Annotated in this window: 15 protein-coding genes; 10 read left to right on the plus strand and 5 right to left on the minus strand. The window is 46.9% G+C overall.

Going from position 1 to position 17,447, the window contains the following annotated elements; translation table 11 throughout:
* Positions 1-385 precede the first annotated feature (385 nt).
* On the minus strand, positions 386-1,384 hold the full coding sequence (locus PN466_RS19120; RefSeq protein ID WP_271942510.1) for an aspartate carbamoyltransferase catalytic subunit: 999 nt from the start codon (positions 1,382-1,384) through the stop codon (positions 386-388).
* 117 nt (positions 1,385-1,501) lie between these two features.
* Here PN466_RS19120 and PN466_RS19125 point away from each other — a divergent pair, with 117 nt between their 5' ends.
* Complete coding sequence (locus PN466_RS19125) at positions 1,502-2,014, plus strand: hypothetical protein (protein WP_271942513.1); 513 nt, start codon at positions 1,502-1,504, stop codon at positions 2,012-2,014.
* A 44-nt stretch (positions 2,015-2,058) separates the two neighbouring features.
* Positions 2,059-3,357 carry a homoserine dehydrogenase gene (locus PN466_RS19130; RefSeq protein WP_271942516.1) on the plus strand — a complete coding sequence of 433 codons (1,299 nt, stop codon included), beginning with the start codon at positions 2,059-2,061 and terminating at the stop codon, positions 3,355-3,357.
* An 85-nt stretch (positions 3,358-3,442) separates the two neighbouring features.
* Here the strand turns inward: PN466_RS19130 and uvrC are convergent, their stop codons facing one another.
* Both uvrC and trmB read right to left on the minus strand, forming a co-directional pair.
* Positions 3,443-5,317: an excinuclease ABC subunit UvrC gene (gene uvrC, locus PN466_RS19135; RefSeq protein WP_271942518.1), complete on the minus strand. Its 1,875-nt coding sequence runs from the start codon at positions 5,315-5,317 to the stop codon at positions 3,443-3,445.
* A 47-nt stretch (positions 5,318-5,364) separates the two neighbouring features.
* Positions 5,365-5,994 (minus strand): tRNA (guanosine(46)-N7)-methyltransferase TrmB, encoded by a 630-nt coding sequence (gene trmB / locus PN466_RS19140; protein WP_271942521.1) that lies wholly within the window; start codon positions 5,992-5,994, stop codon positions 5,365-5,367.
* 33 nt (positions 5,995-6,027) lie between these two features.
* On the opposite strand from trmB, the gene PN466_RS19145 reads away from it, so the two are divergent.
* On the plus strand, positions 6,028-6,858 hold the full coding sequence (locus PN466_RS19145; RefSeq protein ID WP_271942524.1) for a carbohydrate ABC transporter permease: 831 nt from the start codon (positions 6,028-6,030) through the stop codon (positions 6,856-6,858).
* A 34-nt stretch (positions 6,859-6,892) separates the two neighbouring features.
* Here PN466_RS19145 and PN466_RS26480 read toward each other — a convergent pair whose 3' ends face one another.
* Complete coding sequence (locus PN466_RS26480) at positions 6,893-7,027, minus strand: HepT-like ribonuclease domain-containing protein (protein ID WP_390890039.1); 135 nt, start codon at positions 7,025-7,027, stop codon at positions 6,893-6,895.
* Between the two features lie 159 nt (positions 7,028-7,186).
* The gene (locus tag PN466_RS19150) at positions 7,187-7,438 is read right to left on the minus strand and encodes a nucleotidyltransferase family protein (protein ID WP_271942526.1); all 252 of its coding nucleotides are present in this window, start codon (positions 7,436-7,438) and stop codon (positions 7,187-7,189) included.
* Between the two features lie 264 nt (positions 7,439-7,702).
* Between PN466_RS19150 and PN466_RS19155 the strand changes: the two genes are divergently transcribed.
* The 7 genes from PN466_RS19155 (at position 7,703) to PN466_RS19185 (ending at position 17,374) form a co-directional block, all read left to right on the plus strand.
* Complete coding sequence (locus PN466_RS19155) at positions 7,703-8,962, plus strand: tetratricopeptide repeat protein (protein WP_271942528.1); 1,260 nt, start codon at positions 7,703-7,705, stop codon at positions 8,960-8,962.
* A 109-nt stretch (positions 8,963-9,071) separates the two neighbouring features.
* Positions 9,072-9,638, plus strand: a complete 567-nt coding sequence (locus PN466_RS19160) for an REP-associated tyrosine transposase (RefSeq protein ID WP_271942531.1) — start codon at positions 9,072-9,074, stop codon at positions 9,636-9,638.
* An 8-nt stretch (positions 9,639-9,646) separates the two neighbouring features.
* Positions 9,647-12,967, plus strand: a complete 3,321-nt coding sequence (locus PN466_RS19165) for a CHAT domain-containing protein (protein ID WP_271942534.1) — start codon at positions 9,647-9,649, stop codon at positions 12,965-12,967.
* Positions 12,968-13,134: 167 nt separating this feature from the next.
* A complete protein-coding gene (locus tag PN466_RS19170; RefSeq protein WP_271942537.1) occupies positions 13,135-13,482 on the plus strand; it encodes a hypothetical protein in 348 nt (115 codons plus the stop codon).
* Positions 13,483-13,512: 30 nt separating this feature from the next.
* On the plus strand, positions 13,513-15,012 hold the full coding sequence (locus tag PN466_RS19175) for a hypothetical protein (protein ID WP_271942539.1): 1,500 nt from the start codon (positions 13,513-13,515) through the stop codon (positions 15,010-15,012).
* 128 nt (positions 15,013-15,140) lie between these two features.
* Positions 15,141-16,472, plus strand: a complete 1,332-nt coding sequence (locus PN466_RS19180; RefSeq protein WP_271942542.1) for a calcium-binding protein — start codon at positions 15,141-15,143, stop codon at positions 16,470-16,472.
* A gap of 152 nt (positions 16,473-16,624) precedes the next feature.
* Positions 16,625-17,374, plus strand: a complete 750-nt coding sequence (locus tag PN466_RS19185; protein WP_271942633.1) for an ABC transporter permease — start codon at positions 16,625-16,627, stop codon at positions 17,372-17,374.
* Positions 17,375-17,447: the final 73 nt, after the last annotated feature.

A 17,447-nucleotide genomic window follows, 5' to 3' on the forward strand; every position in this document is an offset into this window, starting at 1 on the left:
GCAAGCTTTGAGGTATGCCCTCACTAGCTCATGGTCTACCTGCTTGGAGATGTCAATGGAGTTAGAGTAGAAGTACTCATTCACCAGGCTCCATGCTTGTTTTATGTAGGTGTCCATATTCAACACACTTTCAACACATTTCCAAGGTTCAGCGTGTTGAACGTATGCAGAGCAAGGCTTCTAGCTGTTAGAATAGGGCTAGCTTACTTCAGTGGTGTTGGTTCAAATCCTGTCATCCCGATTCATCAATATTCTTTGGTTTCAAGGCTTTTTGTCTGTGGTATCTCGCTTATCAGGGGGGCTACCTAGAATCTACCCAAATTCATACTAACGAAAAACATCCTTATAACTATCACAATATTGATCTACCATAACCGGTTGATCGCTACTTCCCCCCTCCCATTAAATAAAGTAGGGCCATTCTCACGGATACTCCACTGCTAACCTGTTGGGAAATCAGACTAAATTGGGGATCGTCCATGAGATCGGAGCTGATTTCAACTCCTCGATTCACAGGGCCCGGATGGAGAACTTTTACACCTGGTTTACAAAGTTCGAGCCGATCGCGGGTAATGCCAAAGCGATGATGGTATTCCCGGGCACTGGGCAGTAAATGTTGAGTCATGCGCTCTTTTTGCAGGCGCAAGGTCATAACAAAATCAGCATCCTGGAGGGCGGGTTCGACTGACCAATGGACAAAGACTTTTCCCGGGCGCTCTTGGAACTGGCCAGAAGTATATTGGGCAAAGAATTGGGGTAATAACGTTGGCGGAGCGGCTAAGTGAACTTCACAGTCAGTGGCGGTTAAACTCCAGAGATTGGAACGAGCGACCCGAGAGTGAACAATATCTCCAACAATGGCAATTTTTTTACCGGAGAGTAACTCTAAACGGGGAGATTGGGGATCGAGTAAGAAGCAAAGGGTAAAGAGATCGAGTAAGGCTTGGGAGGGATGTTCGTGTTGACCATCTCCGGCATTGAGAACGCCAACATGGGTATTGAGGCGATCGAGTTCAGCGGCGATCGCCTGGGGAACCCCTGCTTCTTTATGGCGAATGACCATAATATCCGTTCCCATGGCTAAATAGGTTTTAGCTGTATCGAGAATGGTTTCTCCTTTGGAGAGGGAAGAGGAACCAGGAGCAAAATTGAGGGTATCAGCCGATAAGCGTTTGGCGGCTAGCTCAAAACTGCTGCGGGTGCGGGTGGATGGTTCAAAGAAGAGGTTGGTTACCACTCGTCCCTGGAGGGTGGGGAGTTTTTTGGCTTTTTTCGTTGGTCGAGAAAGGACATCAGAAAAACTGGCGGCTGTTTGTAAAACGGCATTGTAATCGTCTGGGGTGAAGTCAGCTAGCGAGAGGATATGAGGGTGGTTAAAGGTCATGATTAGGTAATAGGTAAATGGCCATAGCTACTCTACAGGAAATTCGGCGGATCAAATGCAGGTTTCTATGAATGAGATGAAGAGGTACTCGAACTTATTCATGACTTCTTACGTATTATGCTCCTTCTCTTGAACCGTCAAGGATCGATCGCTCCCCTGAGTCTGGCGATCGCTCTCATTGTGACTGGATGCACCTCCAGCCATTCCACGGAACTCACACCTACCCCTGCACCAGTCCCCAAAATTGCCCAAAGGCTTGAACCGACTCCTGCGGTGGAGATGATCGAGATGACGGTATACCAGCTCGATCCCTTCTGTGAATCGTTTGTAGAGAAGTCGATCCAAGTCCCTGAGCAAAATGCTCTGCAAGCAACCATCCATAACGCGATCGAAGAGGGAACAACAGCCGATTTTACGATCGCCGGTTATCGCTTGCAACCCAACCCAACAGACAATAGTCTTACTATTGATTTTCGTCTCTCTCCCCAATCTGGGCGTTTGTTTGTCTCCCTCTCCACTTGCGAAAGAATGGCTCTATTGGGCAGTTTAAAGGAAACTTTAACCCAATCTTCTAGATGGAATATCGAGGAGGTAAAATTCACAGATCGCGGTGTACCCATTGGGTTTTGATGATAAGCTTTAAAAAATAATCCATTGTTTTCAAGATTGGTACTGTGGCATATAACATTGGCTTGCTAGGCTTAGGAACCGTAGGAGCAGGAACGGTTGATATTTTACTGAACCCGGAAGGACGGCATCCCCTCTTAGGTGACCTAAACCTGTATCGGGTTGGTGTTCGAGATCTGAATAAACCTAGAGCGGTGAAACTGCCAGATGAGTTGCTCACCACCGATCTCGAAGCCATTGTCTCTGATGAAGCGGTGGATATTGTGGTGGAATTAATCGGCGGTTTAGAACCGGCGCGATCGCTCATTCTTCAGGCGATCGCCCATGGAAAGCATGTGGTGACCGCTAATAAAGCCGTGATTTCCCGATATGGTGATGAAATTTATGATGCAGCGAATGCTGCGGGCGTTTACGTGATGCTGGAAGCGGCTGTGGGCGGGGGGATTCCGGTGATTAATCCCCTGAAGCAAGCCTTGGGCGTGAACCGAATTCAATCCGTAATTGGTATCATTAATGGCACGACTAATTATATTTTGTCCCGGATGCAGCAGGAAGGCTCGGACTTTGGAGAGGTTCTGGTGGATGCCCAGAGTTTAGGCTATGCGGAAGCCGATCCCACGGCGGATGTGGATGGTTGGGATGCGGCGGATAAGATTGCCATTTTAGCGGCTCTAGCCTTTGGCGGGCGAGTGAAACGGGAGGAAGTGCATTGTGAAGGCATTCGTTCTATTAGTGCAGCCGATATTAGTTATGCTCAAAAACTGGGATTTCGGATTAAACTTTTGGCGATCGCTCGTCGAGATCCGTCCCCAGATGCGATCGATCATCTCCAAATTCGTGTCCATCCCACCCTCGTGCCCTTGAGCCATCCCCTTGCCAGTATCAATGGCGTATTTAACGCCATTTTAGTTGAAGGAGACCCCATCGGGCCGGTGATGTTCTACGGCCAAGGGGCAGGAGCAGGGCCAACGGCTAGCGCGGTTACATCCGATATCATTAATATTGCGGCTATCCTGAAAACGGAAACCGAACCCATCCCCCATCCCCTCCTCAGTTGCACCCATCAGCACTATTGCACCCTCACTCGAGTTGAGGAATTAGAGAGTCGCTTTTATATCCGCTTAATTGCCAAAGATCGTCCCAAAGTTATTGGTCATCTGGGCATGATTTTCGGCGAGCATGGGGTGAGTTTAGAGTCTGTGGTACAAATTGGATTCAGGGAAGATTTAGCGGAAATTGTGATTGTGACTCATGAAACCCGTGAAGGCAATTTTAGAGAAGCCTTAGCAGAAGTCGAAGATTTGGAGGAGATCGACACTGTGCCGAGTGTTATTCGGGTGTTATAAGTGCTAGGGAATAGGGAATAGCTAGATTGAGTCTGTTGTGTACTCCCTCCATTCTCCTACTACAGCGCGAAGTGCGATATTGCCTCTATTGTTTGTGAAAATAATCGTAAATATTCTGTGCTAAATTAGGGCCGATTCCGGGGACTTGTTGGAGTTTTTTGGTGCTGGCTTGGGCGATCGCATCTAAAGACGGAAAATGTTTGTATAATTGCTTCTGTCGCTCATACCCTAATCCAGGAATTCCATCTAAGCGGGAACTGAGGAGGCGATCGCCCCGTTGTTGACGATGGAAGCTTACGGCAAAGCGATGGGATTCATCTCGAACCCGACGCAGTAACTGCACACCGGGTTGATCGCGATCGGTAGGAAGAGGAGCAGAATCGCCCGGTTGAAACAGTTCTTCCTCCTGTTTGGCTAAACTAATCACTCGCAAATCTTGTAATAGTTCTAACTTAGAGAGGACAGCAACCACCGCAGATAACTGACCTTTTCCTCCATCAATGAGCAGTAAGTCGGGAAAATCTGGGTTTCCTTGACGGGGAAGTTGGGCATTATCCAGAAAGGGGCGAAATCGACGGTTAATGACTTCTGCAAGGGAGGCAAAATCATCAGAATGACCGGGTTGGACTGCTGGATTTTTGATCTTATAATGGCGATAATATTGTTTCGCTGGCATTCCATTAATAAAGACCACCTGAGACCCCACCGCATTTGACCCTTGCAGATGGGAAATATCGTAACCTTCGATGCGTCGGGGAAGTTCGGGTAAGTTGAGGATGGTGGCTAAATCAGTGAGACTTTGTTGGGCGCGATCGCCAAATTTTTGCATCCGTTTTAGCTCGGCTTGGGCATTGCGATAAACTAAATCAATCAGTTCTGCCTTACTTTGCCGTTGCGGAACATGAATCGTAACTTTCTTGCCTTTGTGATTGTGCAGAAATTCTAGCAGAAACTCGGCATCTTGTAAAGGGTGTTGCACTAAAATTTCCGTCGGAATTTCCAGGGGTTCAGCACTTTGATAATGCTCCTCTAAAACCCGTTGTAAAATTGACCCTGGTTCCCCAGATTGGGCAAAGAACCCCAACCGACCCACCAATTTACCTGCACGAATTTGGAATAACTGAATGCAGCAGCGTTCTGCGTCCTGTTCCAGGGCGATCGCATCCCGTGAAACGCGATCGTCCGATAAATCGACCTTTTGACTCGCATTTAATGCTTGCAACCCTTGAATTTGATCTCGCAATTGAGCCGCCAATTCAAAATTGAGAGCCTCTGACGCTTCCTGCATTTGCTGCCTCAATTCCTCCACCAACTCAGCCGTTCTCCCTTGAAAGATCATGGCAATTTTTTGCATCATTTGCCGATAATCCTCCACCTCAACCAACTGTTGACAAACTCCCGGACAGCGCCCAATATCATAATTCAAACAAGTGCGGTCTTTATACAAGGGTTTCGGTCGCTGGCGTTGGGGAAAAATTCGCTTAATCAAATCCAATGTTTGCCGCAATTGTCCCCCGTCCACATAGGGGCCATAGTATTTATCTTTCGGGTTTCTGGGTTTGCGCTTGCGGGTAATAAAAATATGGGGATAGTTATCCGACCAAGTAATACAGACATAGGGATACTTTTTATCATCCTTAAGTAGGACATTAAATCGCGGTTGATGACGCTTAATCAGCGTCGATTCTAGAGCCAGCGCTTCCGCTTCTGTATCCGTAATAATCCATTCAATATCACTGACTTTCCGTACCATTAAGGCAATGCGAGCATTATGGCCGGTAAAATCGCGAAAGTAGGAGCGAACACGGGTTCTTAATTGTTTCGATTTACCGATATATAAAATCGAGTTCCCCGCATCTTTCATTAAGTAAACCCCAGGTAGTTTGGGGATTTCTTGTAAATACTGCTGTAAGCGCTCTGGATTTTCACAGAGGAACTCTGAGTTGTTCTGATTGGTCATAATAAACTTAGGAAATGCTGGGAGCCAGAAACCCGGTTTCTTACTCCTCACAACCGTTCAAACATCACCCGATAAACCCGCTCACCTTTGGCATAGGTTGCAATTTCTCGCTCCGTTTGTACGGGTAAAGGATTCTCCTCTAACCAGTCATGGGAACAGCTAAAGTCAGCGTGCCTATCGAATAAACTTCGCATCTGTAATGCCACATCTTCCACATCAGATTGCAGGAGAACCTGACCCCCAGAACTCATAAACTGAGACAGAATATCGACCACTTCATCCTGAACCACGCGCCGTTTTTGATGTCGATGTTTAAACCAAGGATCGGGGAATTGGATGCTCACATAATGTAGAGTATTTTCGGGTAGAGACGTGAGGATATCTTTTAGGGATATATTAACATTACAAAAAAGATAATGGAGATTCGTTAAATTCTGGCGATCGCGCCATTCATTCGCTTCTGTCACTAGAGGTTCCCGAATTTCTAGCCCTAGGAAGTTCCAGTCCCCTCTTTGTTGCGCTATTTCCCACAAAAAGCGCCCCCGTCCACAACCAATATCGAGATGGAGAGGATGCTGTAAGTGAGGATAAATTTCTGACCAATTGGGAATCCCTACCGGCTCTTGAAATTTGCGGCTTAATGGATTAACATGCTGACGCACACGCACTCGTGCCAAATTTTAACCCCCTTTTATTGTCTCCTAACTCCTATGCATAAGACCAAATTCTGGCCCACCCTAGGAACCTATACAGTATTGGTTATTCTAGCATTTATAATGCTCTTGCCGCTACTGTGGTTAGCTAGCACCTCCCTAAAATCAGCGGGTGAAAATATTTTTCAATTCCCGCCCCAACTGATTCCAGAACAGCCTACACTGAGTAACTTTATTGAGGTTTGGCAAACTAATCCCTTTGACCGCTACTTATTCAATAGCTTCTGGATTTCTGCCCTGACCGTGGGATTAAATTTACTCTTTTGTTCTCTGGCGGCTTATCCCTTAGCAAGACTCAATTTTCAGGGACGGCAACTGATTTTTAGCCTGATTGTGGCCACGATTTTAATTCCCTTTCAAATTGTAATGATTCCCCTCTATATTTTAATGGTACAATTGGGATTGAGAAACACATATTTAGGCGTAATGTTGCCGTCATTAGCTTCTGCATTCGGGATTTTCTTATTACGGCAAGCGTTTCAAGGTATACCGAAAGAATTAGAAGAAGCAGCACGTATGGATGGCTGTTCCGAATGGGAAATTTGGTGGTGCGTCATGTTGCCTGCCATTCGCCCAGCATTGGTGACTCTAGCGATTTTTGTGTTTATTGGATCGTGGAGTGATTTTTTATGGCCGCTGATTATTTTAGATCAACCGGAAATGTTTACGCTTCCGTTAGGGGTTCAACGGTTAGCAGGAACATTTTCTTTAGATTGGCGTTTAATTGCGGCCGGATCGATGATTTCGATTTTACCGATTTTAGTACTGTTTATGTTTGTGCAACGATATATTATGTCTACGGATGCGGGGAGTGGCTTGAAAGGTTAGGATTTGCTAATACAATGATACAAGAGGGATATTACTACTCTAGAACAGTCAAAAAATACTTTAAAGTTGGCAAGTCGTGCAAGACAAGTTGCCAAACGGTCTCAACATCAATTTTATTGTAGTCATGCACAATAATATCGCGCATTCCAGCAATTTTACGCCAAGCAATCTCTGGATGATTGTTTCTAAAGTCAGCCGATAACCGTTTGGTTGCTTCGCCAACTGATTAAAATTCGCCGAATCACTGCATCTTGCTTTTCTTCATTCTGGAACAATTCATCCCAGGTGACATTGTTGGTATAATGTTCTAATATCCAAAAGTGCTTCTTTATCTCGTCTCATAAATTGTCCTTGCTGAACCTAAAATGTTTTCTTGGCGAATAGTGTAGTGATCTTCTAAGAGAGCTGTTTTACTCACCACATCAACCTCTCGGTTCAGTAAGTCTTCTAATTCATATTTTATCTGCACCAAAAGCAGTAAATTCCTACGCGCTTTCTCCCCATAAGTAAATAATACATCAACATCGCTCGGATCCCTGCCAGTTTCCCGGAAATCCTCTCGCAAAATTGAGCCAAACAAAGCAAATTCGACAAGCTGTCACTTTTGACAGAATGCTGCTATATCTTCAGGTGTGGTATGAAGACGCTGATAAATCTGGTCGAGAGATAACTGGGTTTGGGTCTGAGTTTGACTTTCCTGTGACAAGGTCATGATTTCTAAGTTTAGATTTTGCAGTTTTACGATTTAATAGTTAGAATATTCACATATAATTGGGTCTAAGTCCCATTAGTTAGTTTTATTTTTTGTCATTGTCAAACTTTGCAATCTGTCGATAGAAGAATCGTGATTGAACAGCAGTTATATCAAGACGGGATCAAAAAGGCAAATCAAAAGGATTTTGAGGGAGCGATCGCCATTTTCAATGAAGCAATTACCCTCAATCCAGATTGGGGAGATCCTTACTATCAAAGGGGTTTAGCCTACTTTGACTTGGGTCAAATCTATCCAGCTATCTCTGATTATAGCCAAGCGATTGAGCGCGATCGCTACCATAGTCAAGCTTACTATGCCCGCGCCCTTGCCCGCATTAGCCTCAAAAACCTTCCTGGAACCCTGGAAGACATCAATTGGGTGATTCAGCTCAAACCTGGGTTTGCTGCTGCGTATCAACTGCGAGGGACGGTTGAGCGCAAACGGGGCAACCTTCAAAGTGCGATCGCCAACTTTAAACAAGCTGCCCACCTTTATTTAGACCAAAAAGACAAAGATAACGCCAGTCGTTGTTTAGCCCTGATTCAACAAATTAAACCCAAAGAAGATGCCCCCCAACTAACCTCTCCATCCCTACCTTTAGTCACCCAATCTGACTTTTATCAAAACCTCATTGACAAAGCGCAACAGGGAAAACCCCAAGAAGCTAGAGAAGAATTGAATTGGATTTTAAAAACCGATCCCAATGACGCTCGTGCCTACGGTTGTCGGGGAATTATTTATTGTCAACAGGGGAACTATCAAAGCGCTATTTCTGACTTTAACCGCGCCCTTTCTCTTAACTTTAAAGACCCGATTATTTATCGCAACCGAGGCAAAGCTCGCGCCCAGATTGGCGATCATTTAGGCGCGATTGAAGACTTTAATCAAGCGTTGAATACTGAGAGTAACGATCCCCTGATTTACATTGCCAGAGGAGATGCATATCGCTTAACCAGTCATTACGCTCAAGCTATCCAAGACTATAGCGCCGCCCTCAATCTCGATCCTAATAATGGCACAGCCTATTATAGTCGAGGACTTGCCCATGCTTGCTTAGAAGAAATGGGTGAAGCCATTGCCGACTATCAACGGGCAGCGAGTAAGTTTTGCGAACAAGAAAAATGGTCAGAGTATGATCGGTCCCTATCCCAATTGAAGAAACTGCAAAAAGCCGTCCCTCAAACCAACACTATTCAACTCGAATCTTTGCTACGTCAACGGTTATTGCGTTTAGTAGGAGGACATTGGGAAATTGCCCAACGGCTGATCGATCAAGCGAAGCAAGATTATCCTGGAATGGCACAAGAGTGGTATCTGGAGAAAGTGATTACAGATTTAGGGCAGAAGTAAAGCGATCGCCTGAGGACAAGAAACCGGGTTTGTATCTAGTCTGTCGCTTTGATGTGGAGGGGATAGCAAACCCGGTTTCTGAGGCCCTCATTACTGGTAGTATGGAAGAATGCCCTATCGTCAAATTCGGTTTCAGGAAGGTTGCTACTACCACGTATATAATCGCGGCAACGACCGACAACCTATTTTCTACAACCGGGACAACTATCTCTACTTTTTGCGCCAGTTTCGCCGTTACTTCATTCAACCCCGCGCGCTAGATCTGGTTGCCTATTGCCTGATGCCGAACCACTATCACTTCTTGGTTTACTTGCATCAAGCCAACTTCTCGAAACGGATGCAGCGGTTTGCCTTATCCTATACGAAAACCATGAATAATCGCTATAAGCGCGTTGGTTCCTTATTTCAAGGACGGTTTCAGGCGATATTAGTGGATAGCGATCGCTATTTAGCCAATCTAACTCGCTATATTCACCTGAATCCCGTGCGCGCCAACTTAGTCGAGTCCGCCGCAGATTGGGAGTTTTCCAGTTATCCCGAATATCTACAACTGCGCCGTGGCACCTTACCGCAATGTGAAATCGTCGGCTCCCTGTTCGAGTCCCCGAGTGCCTATCGGGAGTTTGTCGAAGAAGGAGAACGGGAAAATGCGATCGACCATCTCCTCTTTGACTAAGAAACCGCGTGGCGAGGCGAGCGAGGCAAGAAACCGGGTGGCGAGGCGAGAAACCGGGTTTGTGCCTAACCTGTCGCTTTGATGCGAAGGGGATAGCAAACCCGGTTTCTGAGGCCCCCGTGAGGCCCCACGATAGACTCGAAACAGAGCAACCCACCAGTATCGTCATGGATGAAGAACGGCTAGAGGCTTACCTGAACTTGATTCGAGAACTGCTGAAGTGTCCCAACGGTGAGGAAGGACGGATCTTGCAGGAGAACCGGGAACTGGTGGATGCCGAGTTTCTCCAGGTCTGCGCAACCATCGGCGAGCAGATGGCAGAAGAAGGAAGGGAGAATGAGGCGCGGTTTTTGCAGGAGTTGGTGCGGGTGCTGGGACAGGGGAGGAACCGGGAAGGAGCAACGCCAGAAGATTATTTCCAGTTCTTATTGGAAGTATTAGCGACTTTAGATAGTAGCGGAGATCCAAACGTGGTTTATCCGCTCTTGCAACAGAACTTAGATAGATTCGATTTAACATTAGCTGAGAGCTTGCGAGCTTGGGTGAGTCAAACTCTGGAGTACATGGAACTAGAACAAGCCCAGAGTATTGCTGCAGGTCTTGGAAATTTCGGTAATTTAATCAAAGATTGTCCATTAGGCAGTCGTGCGGAGAATATCGAACATGCCATTGTCGCTTACCAACTAGCCTTGGAAATTTATACTCCGCAACAGTTTCCTCAAGAGTGGGCAGGAATCCAAAATAATCTGGCAAATGCCTACTGTGAGAGCATCCGAGGAGAGCCGGCCGAGAATATCGAACATGCTATTGTCGCTTACCAACTGGCCTTGGAAATTTATACCCCACAACAGTTTCCTCAAGAGTGGGCAGGGACTCAAAATAATCTGGGAGATGCCTACAGAAACCGCATCCGGGGGGAGCGTGCGGAGAATATCGAAAATGCGATCGCTGCTTTCCAACTGGCCCTACAAGTAAGAACCCGTGAAGCCTTTCCTCAAGACTGGGCAAGAACCCAACATTATCTGGCTATTGCCTACTGTGAGCGCATCCGGGGGGAGCGGGCCGAGAATATCAAAAATGCGATCGCCGCTTGTCAACTGGCCCTACAAGTAAGAACTCGTGAAGCCTTTCCTCAAGAGTGGGCAAATACCCAAATTTGTTTAGGAGCTGCTTACTCTAAACGCATCCGGGAAGAACCCAGTGAGAACTTGGAGCAAGCAATCTCTTTGTATCAAGAAGTCCTTCAGGTATATGATCGCCAGGTTTTTCCTGAACGATGGGCAATGACCCAAAATAATCTGGCAGTAGCTTACTCAGACCGCATCCGGGGGGGGCGAGCGGAGAATATAGAAAAAGCGATCGCCGCTTACCAACTGGTACTGGAAGTATATACCCAGAAACAGTTTCCCCAAGAGTGGGCAGGAACCCACCATAATCTGGGATCGGTTTACTACGCCCGCATCCTGGGAGAGCGGGTGGAGAATCTCGAACTTGCGATCGGCTGTTATCGTGAAGCTCTAGAAGTGACAACCCGCGCTGCCTTTCCCCAAAAACATGCAGATACCTTGTTTACTCTGGGTCTGGCCTATCGAGACCTGGGACAGCTTGCGGATGCCTACTCTGTCTTTACCCAAGCTATCGATACCGTGGAAGAAATACGCCAGGGAATTATCGTTGGTGGCGATGGGGATAAACAAAAACTCGCCGAAGAATGGCAAAGTCTCTATCGCAATACTATCGAAGTTTGCTTGGAGCGCGAAGACTGGACTGGTGCTCTAGAATATGCCGAGCGCAGCAAGGCCCGCAACCTGGTGGAGCTGCTGGCCGCCACTAAGTTGCAACCGGAAAACATTCCGGAAGACCTCTGGCACCGCTACCGCGACCTCTATCAGCAATGGTGGAAACTGCAACAAATGGAGGACTCCCGCAGCAGCGCCGCACCGGATAGCATCACGGAAACCCCTACGGCCAAACTCCGCACCCTGCGCCAGCAACTGGATCGCTTAATTGACGAAGAAATAACGCCCCACGACCCCAAGTTCCGCTACAGTCAACAGATTACTCCCATTACCTATAGGGATATCCAAGGCCTGGTTAACCCGAAAACCGTCCTCGTCGAGTGGTACATCACTTACAAAGGTATCCACAGTTTCATCGTCACTCATCAAGGAACCCACCCCCAAGTCCTGACCACAAACCCGGACGCACCCGAGCGCTTGGATGCACTGCAAGAGGACTATCTGGAACACTATCTACGGCGTGCGGAAGACTGGCAAACCCAGTTACCCCACTATCTGCAAGAATTATCCGACTTGCTGGAGGTTCCTACCCTGCTGGCCGCTATTCCCAAGTCCTGCGAGCAACTCATTCTGGTTCCCTATCGCGCCTTGCACCTGTTTCCCCTGCACGCCTTACCCCTGGGCGACTGTATTCTCAGCGACCATTTCCCCGAAGGCATCCGCTACGCACCCAGCAGCCAAATTTTACAACTCTCTTTGCAGGACAATGCTCCCGTTGCCAATAGCCGGGACAATGAGAACCATGAGGTATTTTTCGCCCTGCAAAACCCCACCGCAGACCTGGAGTATACCGACCTAGAAGTGGAAGCCATTCAAACTGTCTTCACCGCTCCCACTATCCTGAAACAAGATAAGGCCACGAAAACCGAGTTCGACAACCGCCAACCCCAGCTCGCCACCACCAATATCGCCCATTTCGCCTGCCACGGCTATTTTAACTTTAATAACCCGCGCAGCTCGGGCTTAATTCTCGCCGGTTCCCAACTCTCGGATACGGAAGACCCGGAAACGGCAAAAGAGGGCAGTGCCGACCTCTCCCCAGCCATCCGCTCCCGTCGCGGCACGTTCGATGCGGATAAATGCCTCATTCTCCCGGAAATCTTTAACCTGCGCTTGCCCCAATGTCGCTTAGTGGTGCTTTCCGCTTGCGAAACCGCTATTACCGATATCAGCACCACCACGGACGAATATATCAGTATCCTGGCCGCCTTTTTCTTCGCGGGTTCCCGCCACGTCCTGGGAACCCTCTGGGCCGTGAACGATATCTCGACGGCGGTGTTTATGGTGCGCTTCTACGAAACCTTGTTCGCGAAACCGTCTCCTCCGGTTACGTTGGCGCTGAAACAGACGCAAGACTGGATGCGCGAGGTCACGGTTGCTCGGTTGCAAGACTGGGCCCGGGGTTGTTCTCTGCTCTCGGAAACCGGAAAAGCTAGGATCGTCGGTCGGTTTGCCTGGGGATATACCGCCGACTACGAACCCTACACCCATCCCTATCATTGGGCGGCGTTCTGCGTCACGGGACAATGAGCGGGGGGCCTCGGGGGGGTTGAGAAACCCAAGAACAAGAAACCGGGTTTGTGCCTCATCTGTCGCTTTGATGCGGAGGGGATAGCAAACCCGGTTTCTGAGGCACCCCGTTTCTCGCCTGTCGCGGGGATTATAATTGTTGTTAATTTGGTATTTTGCGTTGACCCATGAATCCAGAAGAGATTATTCAAGCCTTTCTCAATGTTTGGGAAACTAATCCTAATGACATTTTTACCACGTCTGGCGCGATCGCCGGTTTAGAAGAACTCAACGATATGGCGATCGCATCGGCAACCGACTCTAATACCGTATTTGTGGATAAGCTAGGTAAATGGTGCGCGCAGTATCCGAAGTTAACCGATGAGATATTTGCCGAAGCGGAAAACCAACGCAAGTTTAAACTGAAGAATAATATTCCCGAACCGGAAACCGCGCCGAAAAAACCGGACAAAACTCTAGATAACCTTTATCCGAAAATTCCAAGAAGTCTTCGCGATCGCCTGCCGAAATCCTAATCTCCAATTTACCCTATCCATGTTGCTCCCATGTCCTCGGAACCCTATCTGCTCGCTCCCAATATTTACCTGTTTGCCTATCAGTTGTGTCAGAAAAAGAAGAATGGCGAGTTTTTGGGACAAGATGATGAGTTTTGGCAAGAGTGCAACGGTCTGCTAAAGCCGTTTGACGTTAAGATAACCGATAAGCTGGATGCGGATAAATTAAAGAAGCCATTGAGTCGTCGCGATCGCGCAGTTTTAGCGGATAAGTATCGACGGGCGATCGCATTCCCAGACCCAAATCTCCAGACCGAAACGCCAGCAACATTACTTTCGGGTTCCGTCCAACCCTGGAAAATCAAAGATAGCTATGGCTTGCTATTCAATTACGGTTATGACGACGAACAAGAGCCACTCCCAAAGGTAAGCTTATCCGAGATAAAAGATAAATTAAGACCCAATTCTATTTTACATCATTTCCAGTCCAAAAATCCATCTATTTTTCTCGGAAATACGGTACTCTTGACTGCTTATGTTCCCACGGTTAACAAACAGCACGATCGCGATTACTTGAACGACTTAGCGGATCAGTGTTTTACCGGATTGTTTGCTGGCGAGGATTTGACATTATGCGATCGCGGCGAGTTATTTGGCAACCCAATATTCGCTTACGAAAACCGCAGCAAAGAAAAAGGCGATCGCTATCTCCTGATTTGGCTCTTCCGCGACGAACAAGCGCAAACCTCAGTGAATGACTGCTTGGATAGTATTTCCGATCTATTGTTCTATCGCACAAAAATCGCGAAAGGCTTTGCCGATAGCCGCCTTATTTATCAAGTTCTGAATAACGGCTATGAGACTCTGGGAGAAACCTTAGACAACCTAGACGAAACCTTACAAAATCGAAAACCCGATCGGTTAGAACCCAAGGAACTAGAAGACTTTAAACAGAAGCTAATTTTTCTCACTGGGGAATCGTTACCCTATACCCGTACTTTGCGCCTCATGGAAGATTTTGGCAATACGATTAAAACCAATTTGCATAACTATCGGCATACCTTAAAAGAGATTAGCGAGACTTTAGAGATCGAACCGAAAAACATGGGACTCTTGCACGAGTTTGCGGAAGATATTGCCCCCTATTTCGAGCAGCAAATTGCCACAAATTTCAGGTATTTTGCCGACGGTACGGATTTAGTCGATCGCGCGATCGCCACAATTCGCGGTTTAGTTGAAATTCAACAAGCGGAAAGCGATCGCAAGCTACAGCAGCAAAACCAAGCTTTGCAAGACCATATCCAGGCGATCGGGGTGGGTATCGGTGCGGGGGCGATCGCCGCTTCTAGTTCCACGTTAATCTTTGAACAACAACGGATGACATTCCCCATTTTGAGCAAAAATCCGGGAACATCTCCCCATCCCTTTGTCATTGCTGTCTTGCTCAGTTTCACCTTTGCTGTCGGATTTTGGGCACTGGCAAAATGGGTTTTACCCCCCATATTGCGAATATTTTCTCAAAACGAATCCTCTGATGAATCCAAACATTAAATCAGTGGTCATTGCCACCGGAGGAGAGCGATCGCCTTTCGGCTGTCGCCGATATATTCATGTCGCGAAGCAAAACGTTCGATTCGCGATGACATATTATAATTGATTGAATAGACTTGATATGACTCATGAACAATCCAATTAACCCCTCGAACATTGCCCAAAGTCTTGAGCCAGTCTTCACCGTCGCTCAAGAGTATTTAAACTTACTCTCTCCCAATTCTAATCTCAATCTCCAAACCGTTCAAACTCAAATTAATCAATTAATCGGATTACTGCCCTTAGTTCAAAGCAGTACGAATCCACTGTTTGTACAACAAGGATTAGGGCAAGCTTTGGGGCCCAATGGTCTAGGTTGGTTACAGGATATCAACGGTGATAATACGGTCAATAGCCAAGATATCACCATCACCTCAGCGCAAAATAATAATATTGCCTTTCAAGCCCAACTTAAACCTCCGATTCCTCCTTTAACCCTGACTCCTGAAATTGCCAACAGTCTCGGTTTACCCAACTTGGGTATTAATGTGAATAGCTCTGCTTCCTTAGTCTTCGATGCACAATTACAGGCTAATTTCGGATGGGAAGGCGATCGCGGATTTTATGTCGATACTTCACCACCCAATGAACTAACCCTGCAAGTCAATGGGGGAGTTCTCAATGTTAGTCTGACCTCTCCCTTGGGTTCAGTGCAATTCATTCCTCAAAATAACTCCTCTAACCTGAGTGGAACTGTTCTGATTGATGTTCAAGATATCGATAGCAACCCTACAGATAATCGTATTTACTTAACTGATTTATCCTCAATTGACCCCAATCAACTCCTCAATACTTTGATGGGAGCGAGCGCCACTAATCCCACTTTAAATGCCCTGATTAATGGGTTGAATAGTCTTCTGACTCCTATTCCCCCAGGTACTCCAGGGAATGATGTAATTGAAGGCACACCCATTGGCGATCGCATTTTCGGTCTACAAGGCAACGATCTCCTCTTCGGTGGATTTGGCAATGATGAAATCTATGGTAATCCCGACAACGACACCCTTCTGGGCAATGCCAGTAATGACCTTATCCATGGGGGACAAGGGAACGATTGGCTCTATGGGGGGCAAGGAAATGATACTTTAAGCGGCGATAATGGCAACGATACCCTAAGCGGCGATCTAGGGGCAGATATCCTCACGGGAGGACTCGGAGCAGATGTCTTTATGCTACGCACCAGTGCCGCCGTCAATGATATTCTACAAGCTGATTTCATTACCGATTTTCAAGTGGGGATCGATCGCATCGCCTTAACCCCAGGAACTAATCCCCAGAATCTCATCTTAGACGATATTGCTGGCAATACAGTCATTCGTCTGAGTGCCTCTGGCCCGATTCTCGGTATCATCGGTAATGTGCCGCCCAATAGTTTAGAGGCCAATAGTCTTATCCCTATTGATATGGGAATGGTTTCCTAGCCTGAAATCCTCTTAGAGTTTGAGGGATTCTTTGATATATTAAGAATTGTAAACTTTTTCCCCTTACCGCATAACTAGCCGTGGCTTTGCTTAATCCCCTATTGCGTCGTTATCCCTCACTCTCCGAACTTCCCACCCTCTGGGCTGATAGCATGACTATTTTATGGGGAGAATGGCTAGATTTGCGGGTTAGACTGGCACCCGTGGCGGCATCTGGCTTAGTCTCTCCCTTAATCTATATTCTTGCTTTTGGTCTGGGACTCGGTTCTACCCTCGACCGAGCGATGACTCCCCCCATAGGGAATAGCTATCTAGAGTTTATTTTACCGGGGATGGTCGCCCTTTCTTCAATGACCATTAGTTTTGCCGGAACGGTATTTTCTATTTGTGGGGAACGTCTCTATACGAAAAACTTTGAGGAAATGTTGTTAATGCCCGTTCATCCGTTGGCGTTATATTTGGGTAAAATGTTGGCAGGAGTGGTACGCGGGTTAATGACTTCGGGTTCTGTGATTTTAGTCGCGGTTCTATTTACGGGCAAGTTTTGGAGTTTTCTAAATCCCTTATTTTTAGTCCTGATTATCCTTAATTGTGCCGTTTTTGCTGGCTTAGGGGTATTAGTCGGGTTACAGGTGAAATCGTTAGAAACGGTAGGGCTTTATAATAATTTTCTGATTATCCCCATGTCGTTTTTAGGGGGGACATTTTTCGATCCATCTACCCTGCCCACGGTTCTGAAAGGAATTGTTTATTTACTGCCTCTAACTTATACTACGTTAGGCTTGCGATCGGCTGCCTATGATATCGGTCAGTTTCCCTGGTATTCTATTCCAGCACTGCTGGTTATGGCGATCGCTCTTTCCCTAGTTGGCGCTGGTCAGTTTACCACCCAACAAGACTAATATGCGCTTTGCGCTAGGGAATAGGGAATACAGCACTGTTGTAGAGTACAGGGTAACCCTAGGAAAGAAAGTC

This window comes from Roseofilum reptotaenium CS-1145, from assembly GCF_028330985.1.
Lineage (GTDB): Bacteria > Cyanobacteriota > Cyanobacteriia > Cyanobacteriales > Desertifilaceae > Roseofilum > Roseofilum reptotaenium.